9 protein-coding genes are annotated in these 7,484 nt (G+C 39.9%); 7 read left to right on the top strand and 2 right to left on the bottom strand.

Annotation, left to right across the window (positions count from 1 at the left end; all coding sequences use genetic code 11):
- The first annotated feature begins 47 nt into the window (after positions 1 to 47).
- Positions 48 to 395 carry a hypothetical protein gene (locus HWQ40_RS22495; RefSeq protein WP_292782010.1) on the top strand — a complete coding sequence of 116 codons (348 nt, stop codon included), beginning with the start codon at positions 48 to 50 and terminating at the stop codon, positions 393 to 395.
- A gap of 16 nt (positions 396 to 411) precedes the next feature.
- Complete coding sequence (locus HWQ40_RS22500; RefSeq protein WP_292782012.1) at positions 412 to 774, top strand: DUF4288 domain-containing protein; 363 nt, start codon at positions 412 to 414, stop codon at positions 772 to 774.
- Between the two features lie 90 nt (positions 775 to 864).
- Here HWQ40_RS22500 and HWQ40_RS22505 read toward each other — a convergent pair whose 3' ends face one another.
- Together HWQ40_RS22505 and HWQ40_RS22510 are read right to left on the bottom strand one after the other, a co-directional pair.
- A complete protein-coding gene (locus HWQ40_RS22505; protein WP_292782015.1) occupies positions 865 to 2,169 on the bottom strand; it encodes a Tudor-knot domain-containing protein in 1,305 nt (434 codons plus the stop codon).
- 234 nt (positions 2,170 to 2,403) lie between these two features.
- A complete protein-coding gene (locus tag HWQ40_RS22510; RefSeq protein ID WP_292782018.1) occupies positions 2,404 to 2,541 on the bottom strand; it encodes a hypothetical protein in 138 nt (45 codons plus the stop codon).
- Between the two features lie 513 nt (positions 2,542 to 3,054).
- Between HWQ40_RS22510 and HWQ40_RS22515 the strand changes: the two genes are divergently transcribed.
- The 5 genes from HWQ40_RS22515 to HWQ40_RS22535 form a co-directional block, all read left to right on the top strand.
- Complete coding sequence (locus HWQ40_RS22515) at positions 3,055 to 3,357, top strand: hypothetical protein (RefSeq protein ID WP_292782020.1); 303 nt, start codon at positions 3,055 to 3,057, stop codon at positions 3,355 to 3,357.
- A 142-nt stretch (positions 3,358 to 3,499) separates the two neighbouring features.
- Positions 3,500 to 3,880, top strand: coding sequence for an endonuclease domain-containing protein (locus HWQ40_RS22520; RefSeq protein WP_292782022.1), 381 nt, complete (start codon positions 3,500 to 3,502; stop codon positions 3,878 to 3,880).
- A gap of 322 nt (positions 3,881 to 4,202) precedes the next feature.
- On the top strand, positions 4,203 to 4,583 hold the full coding sequence (locus tag HWQ40_RS22525) for a CU044_2847 family protein (protein ID WP_292782025.1): 381 nt from the start codon (positions 4,203 to 4,205) through the stop codon (positions 4,581 to 4,583).
- A 76-nt stretch (positions 4,584 to 4,659) separates the two neighbouring features.
- Entirely contained in the window at positions 4,660 to 5,802 is a 1,143-nt protein-coding gene (locus tag HWQ40_RS22530) for a serine protease (RefSeq protein ID WP_292782028.1), read from the top strand.
- Positions 5,803 to 5,914: 112 nt separating this feature from the next.
- Positions 5,915 to 7,484, top strand: a 1,570-nt coding sequence (locus HWQ40_RS22535; protein WP_292782031.1) for a HEAT repeat domain-containing protein, incomplete at its 3' end; no start/stop codon positions are given.

Consider the following 7,484-nt stretch of genomic DNA (forward strand, 5'->3'; position numbering starts at 1 on the left):
GTGTCAAGATAATTCGTAATTCGTAATTAAAAAGGGTTTGTCTGCCAATGCTACAAAAAGTTCTACCTAACTTACTGGTCAGTCTTTTGGCTGTAGGGTTGGTTCTGCAACCGATTGCCACCCATTCTCAGACTGTGATATGTGCTTTTAAGAATGGACATTTATTTAAACTGTCTTTAGTAATCAGTCAAGTTAGACCAGGTGGCAGTTGTGAAGCAAACGACAACTTAAGTTTATTTGCTGATACTTTTATTAGTGCGTGTCGCAAAGCATCAATTAGACGGGAGTTTCCCAGCCAGTATTTAAACTCCTATTTAGAAGACATCAAAAATGATAAATCAGCCCCGGCAAAAAGGGCTTGGAAGTTATTGAATGATGGTAGATTCAATAAGTAGTCTCAGAGAAGATTAAATGAAACCCGAAAGTGCAGATAAAACAGAATCTTTCTACATTGCTGTAATTTTGTACGAATCATCCTCCGATGCACCGAATTATCAACCGTTGTACCAAGAATGCTTTGTACTGCTCAAAGCCAGTTCTTTAGAGAAAGCGAAAGAAAAGGCCGTATGTTATGGAAAAAAAGAAGAAGTAAGCTACAAAAATGAGGACGGAGAAAATATTACCTGGTCTTTGAAACAGGTGATAGATGTGAATTCAGTATTGTATGATGACTTTGATTCAGCTAGTAATGGTGTTGACTTATACGCCAGACATTTTCGTAATTACGAGGCTTACCACTCATTTGAACCATTATTATCTCAAGAGAAATTGTGACTTGTAAAATTCTTCTTCAATTATGAATTTTGAAAGATACTGTATGCTAATACGGGGCGCGAGCGCTCGCGCCCCGTGCTAATTCAATATTTAGCGAATCTCGTCATTATCAATCCATTCATCATAGGATGAGTCATAACCCGCGTAGTGAACAAAGTATTGCTGACCTTGGATTTGCTCAATCGTTGCGGAATACCAAGCCTCTTGGTCATCATCCCAACATTTTACCTTTTGACCTACTGCATATCCATTTTCATCAGTGGAGCGAAGATCGCGAGTCCGAATGTCATCTTCGCCCACCCACTCGTCATAAGATGAACCGTAACCAAGGTAATGAACAAAGAACTGGTCATCTTGGATTTTCTCAATTGTTCCCTGATACCAATCCTCGTCATCATTATCCCAGACTTCTACTGTTTTGCTTACTTCATACTGATTCTTATATGCTTTAACAGCAGATGAGACATCTTGAATCGGCTTTTGTTCCTCTTGTTTGATTTCCTCTTTTACTAGAGTGTATGCTTGCAAAATCAAACTGCGAGCGACAGTTTGAATTCCTGTATGCTCGTAGTAATTGGTAGTTTGATCTAAGAATGCTGCGACTAAATCTAAATTATCATCAGCAATCTGAATAAAATTACCCAAATTACTAGAAATTGATTGCGGGGTTATGCCTGTCTTGGATACTAAATTATTCATCCAGCCTTGCACAGAGTTAAAACCCTGACTGATAAAACCAACTTTATCAGAAGGATTACTGCCTGGAAGAAAGTTATTAACGGCTAAGAAAACCGGATTTTGAGTTATTGCACTAGCATCAGTACCACTAATAACTCCGTGAATTTTGCTGAGAAAGTCAGGGCCCAAAGGCAGAATTCCATCTAGACAAACTAAAGCTACCATCCGCATTAGGGATGCATTTTGATAGTTGTTAGTCAGGGAATTAGCAAACTCTTGGGGATTAGGTTGAGGAATGCCGTTTAGTTTACAAAAGGCGATGATTTCGACGGCGATTTTTAGTGCTAAGTCAATGGATTGAGTGACATCAGCTTTGGGAGTAATTTTGCCTAAAAAAGAAAGAAAGCCGATTTTTTCACTAACTTTATTCGCTAAAGCTGCCGCTGCCATAGCTGTGTCTGCCTTATCAATTGTTTGATAAAGTTTGATTGCAAACTGGTAGCCTTTTTGAGGATCTTCGTATAGCACAACAGCGCGATCGCGGATTTTTTGAATTACCTTAGCATCGGTTTCTCCAGTAATGGCGCGAATATTATTGTCAAACCCCGTCAAATTGCTCCATTCACCTGGTGCTAGATAATCAAGAGCCTTTAAAACTTTGACAGTAATATTGTCAGTCGGTAATTCGTCAACCAACTGAATAATTGATTTATCCATCAGCCGATCCTCAAAACTCAAGATATCGTTACAACACGGTTCAGAGTGGCCCACATCCAGCGCTGGGCAATTACTGAACCGTATTTATAGAGTTCCCTGACCTGACCAAAAAATAACGATGTTAGTAACAGGCGCTACACCTAAAGATATTGCACAGGCGATCGCATCCCAAATGCAAAGCTGAATCAACAGCTTGAGTCTGCGAGGAATGCGATCGCGTTTAATTGCGCCTACTTACTTCGGCAAAACGACGCTTTGACGCACAGCACGCTTGCGTAGGCGTAGCCCGTCGTAGACATCGCTTTTACGAATACCTCCAGCCATCTGATACTCATGGCTATTATTACCATATTTATAAGCAATACCACGCAAAATTTTCTCAGAATAGTCTGCTAAATCTTGTTCGTTTTCAACGATCTGGGTTAGTAAGACATCAATAGTAGAGAGGGTGGTATTGTATGCTTCCAGAGATTGCCGGAGGCTTTCAATTTTTTCAGTATAATCTTTGACTGTTAAACTCTCTCCAACATCGAGAGTTGGACTAATAGATTTAATGCTTGCTAGACGTAGTTCAGCTTTGCCAAGAGTACGTGAATTGCGTTTTTACCTTGCCATAATTAATACTCATTTTCTAAATTACTGATAACTCTATAGTGGACAACTGTTGAAAAAATTGTCATACGTGAAATTGTTGATTTTTCTGAAAAAGCCTAAAAGTTAAGTACTTTACAACATTTTTTGCCAATTAAAACCACATTTATTGTTGAGGCAAAGCAGTGCTGTGCCTTAAAAGCTTATTCTATTTAAGGAAAGATGCTTTAACACAAGTCTGTTTCTTATAACGTGAAGGCGGAAGCTGCTACAGACTGCGCGGAATACGGAAACGTGAAGGCGGAAGCTGCTACAGACTGCGCAAAACACGGAAACGTGAAGGCGGAAGCTGCTACAGGGAAGGCGGAAGCTGCTACAGGGAAGGCGGAAGCTGCTACAGACTGCGCAAAACACGGAAACGTCAAGGCGGAAGCTTCTACAGGGAAGGCGGAAGCTGCTACAGACTGCGCAAAACACGGAAACGTCAAGGCGGAAGCTTCTACAGGGAAGGCGGAAGCTGCTACAGACTGCGCAAAACACGGAAACGTCAAGGCGGAAGCTTCTACAGGGAAGAATATTTTTATCTTTGCTCAGTAATATGTGGTTATTTAACAGAGCATTAAAAATACCCCACCCTAACCCTCCCCTTGCAAAGGGGAGGGAACTAGATTCCTAGTTTCCCCCCTTTGCAAGGGGGGATTAAGGGGGGTAATTTGGAATTACCAAAAATCAAGATGTTATGACAGAGCTTTATAACAAAACCTCGGAGAAAGAAAAAAGACGATCGCTCCGTAATAATATGCCATCTGCTGAAAAGATTGTGTGGGAAAGGTTGAAAAATCGGCAAATTGATGGTTGCAAATTTCGTAGACAGTACAGTATTGATGTATTTGTTGTGGATTTTTATTGTCCTGAATTAAAACTTGCTATAGAAATTGATGGTAATAGCCATTTTCAAGAAGGAGCGCAGGTTTATGATTATGAACGACAATGTTTTCTTGAATCTAAAGGGACTTGTTTTTTGAGGTTTACAAATCAACAGGTTTATCAAGAGTTGGAAGGTGCGATCGCAATGATTGCACAAACGGTTTGTCAATTGCGGAAGATGACCCCACCCTAACCCTCCTCTTGCAAAGAAGATTACCCCACCCTAACCCTCCCCTTGCAAAGGGGAGGGAACTAGATTTCTTGTTTCCCCCCTTTGCAAGAGGGGATTAAGGGGGGTAATTTCACTTGTGTATACACCGTAGCCAATGCATCGGGGGGATTAAGGCGGGTAATTTAGCAGTAATTGATTTCCGGCTGCAAAGCTAATTGCTCTTATTACCAATGCCATACCCAAATCTGATTTTACCAACAATGCATAGATCCAAAGCGAAAAATCGGAAATTGAGCAACATCTGGTAAATTATAGATGCTCAAGGTAATGTAATAATACACGTATGTCAGCAAAGATAACAGAAATTATTGGTTCCGATGGAGAAAAAATCTATATTCAATACGATGACGCTGATAGTGATGAATTGCAAGCCGTTGGATATATTGACGACATCCAAGAAAGGTCAGAAAGGCTACAAAAAATGATGATTAGTACGGTACGCAATTATTCTGGACTGATACTCAATAGCGTTAAGCAAGGGATAACTGATAAAGCACCAAGTAAAGTGACGATGGAATTTGGCTTACAAGCTGGAGGAGAAACAGGAGTTCCTTTTGTTACTAAGGGAAGCGCACAAGCTAATGTGAAGGTAACAATTGAGTGGAATTTAAGTCAGGAAGAATCACCACAGAAACCCGACAGGCTAAACCCTACGACTAGATGAGTTTAATCCGCTTGCGCGGACTAAAAGCTTCGCTCAGAATCACAGTTTTAAGCCATTTTGAGTATATCTCACGAACATGAGCAATTACACCCTGGATGAATTGAGAGAATCAATGGTCAAAATCCTCGATTCTAATGGGGGTACTGTCGGTTCTGGGTTTATTATTCGCGCTGATGGTCATCTTGTCACCTGTCATCATGTTATTTATTTGTTAGATGCACTCAGGGTAGAATATCAAGGACAAGTTTATGCGGCGGAATGGTGCGAAGAATTCTCAAATTTAGAAGTAGATATTGCGATTTTAAAAATAAATGTTGAGTCTGCCAAGGCGGTTCCAATTATTAATCCTCGACAACTATCAACATCGGTAAAAGTCTATGGTTTTCCGACAGCAAAAAAGACTAATTTCCCGGAAGGATTTGATGTTTTTTCCCAAAGTATTCGTGCTAGTGCGCCTCTGAATGTAGTTTCAACTTATAAAACTCAGAATCAAAATGGAATAAAGTTTAATAATCCTTGGAATAAGCTCCCACAGGAAAATTCTGCGTTTTTGTCCCACCAACTTGATGCGAAGGTTGAATCGGGAAGTAGTGGCGGTGCGGTTTTGGCTGAAGAGTTGGGCGGTGTGGTGGGAGTGATTCAATGCAGTAAAAGCGATGCAAGTTATGTAATTCGCTGGGATAATCTTCTTGATAGCTTAGACAAGCTAGGATTAGAACCAGAGAAAAATGCTGTTTGCAATTTTTTGGCAGATATTGAAGAATATTTTAAATATATTAAACTGTTCCATACTAAAGAAAAAATTATCCTGAAAGAGCAATATATCCCGATTCAAGTAACCCTAGAAAGAAAATACAAACATGAAATAGAGACAAGCTGGGCATATACAGAAGGTGATGTCGGATTTAAGCGTCTCTATGCGATGAAAGGTTTTGATGAGGAATTGCAAAAGATAAAAGAAGAGGAAACAAAGCGAGTTGTTGTTGACTGGGAAGAGGCAAAAAAAGAAAACCAAAAAATTATGGTTTTGGCTGACCCAGGTATGGGAAAATCTACTTTATTAAGGATGGAGGCTGGGTTAATTGCTCGTGAGGAAAGGGAGAAATTAAGAAACCCCTCCCCCAGCCCCTCCCCTTGGAAAGGGGAGGGAACTAGATTTTCTTGTTTCCCCCCTTTCCAAGGGGGGATTAAGGGGGGTAAAACCCGGATCTCAAAATAACTCCGATTTGTGTGAACACCGTAGCTTCCCTACAAGGGGAGGGAACTGGGGGGTTAGGTCAAATTTAGGTGTAAATGATGTAATATTTCCGTTGTTTTTGCGGTTATCTGATTTGGCTGAAGCTAAAGAAGAAATTATTGATGCTATTCCTCAAATTATTGAGAGAGATTATCCAAAAGCAGCAAAATCTATCAAATATTTATTAGAAGATAAATTAAAAAATAATAAATGTCTTTTACTTTTAGACGCTTTGGATGAAGTTCCACAAGAATATCGCCCTCGTTTAAAAGAAAGGCTCAACCGTTTTCTGAGAAATTATGACTGTTCAATTATTTGCACTTCCAGAATTGTCGGTTATGGTGGTGCTTTTGTAGATAGTGCTAAGGAAGTTGAAATTGTTCCTTTTAGTCAAAAGCAAACAGAAGCATATATTCAAATTTGGTTTAAAAATGCGGCTGGTTATATTGAGGATGATTCCGTTTCCGCAGAAGGGCTGATTGTTGAAATACAAAATAAACCACAAATTGCTGGTTTAGCGCAAAATCCACTACTTTTATCTTTGCTGTGTAGCTTGTATCAAACCAAAGGGCTAAGGCTTCCCGCACGTCGTGCCCAGGTTTATGAAAAAACTGTAGATTATATGTTAAGTCAATGGAGGAATGATAATAATCGATTATCCCCCGAAAATGTAATTGCTAAAAAGAAGTTATTGGCCGATCTGGCATATAAGTTTAGCAGTGAGGGCAAAGAAGTTTTTTATCGTGATGAATTGCATAAGATAATTGAAAAATCTTTAAATAAGCAAGAAATCCGCGATTTCCGAAATCAAACTACTGAGCAATTAATTAAAGAACTTTCGGAAGCAGATGGAATTATTCAAAAGCTTTCACGAGAAGGAGAGCAATATTTATTTTTACATCACACTTTTCAGGAATATTTCACAGCATATTATCTCAATCAAGCCATCGTAAATAATCAGAGTGATGGTATTGCTTTAGCAAAAAAACTATTTTGGGAATATGATTATCATGAAACTTTGACTTTATTGGCAAGTTTAATGAAAAATCCCATGCTGTTGATAGAAGCGTTGTTTAAAGAAAAGGATGATATTTTTCAGACGCTGTTATTATTGGCGGGGAGATGTATTGTTGAAGTTCAGCAGAATAAAGAGGCTTCTGGTGGAATCCGCCAAAATCCAAAATTAATTGCCGAGATAATCAACAAGATTTACAAGCTTTGGCGACGCTACCCCAAAGCTATTTTTATTGAATCGGTTGTAGTGGCATTGGGAAAAGTCAATTTGCGGATGTCTCAGAAATTAATCGCCGCCCTCAAGGACTCTGATTATAACGTGAGATACCACGCAGCAAAGGCTTTGGGTAAAATTGGCAATGCAGAAGCTGTGCCGGAATTAATCGCCGCCCTCAAGGACTCTGATTCTGACGTGAGACGCTACGCGGCAGAGGTTTTGGGTAAAATTGGCAATGCAGAAGCTGTGCCGGAATTAATCGCCGCCCTCAAAGACTCTGATTCTGACGTGAGACGCTACGCGGCAGAGGTTTTGGGTAAAATTGGCAATGCAGAAGCTGTACGGGAATTAATCGCTGCCCTCAAGCACTCTGAATCATACGTGAGACGCTACGCGGCAGAGGCTTTGGGTAAAATTGGCAATGCAGAAGCTG

The organism is Nostoc sp. NMS9 (genome assembly GCF_017114995.1).
Classification (GTDB): Bacteria; Cyanobacteriota; Cyanobacteriia; order Cyanobacteriales; family Nostocaceae; genus Nostoc.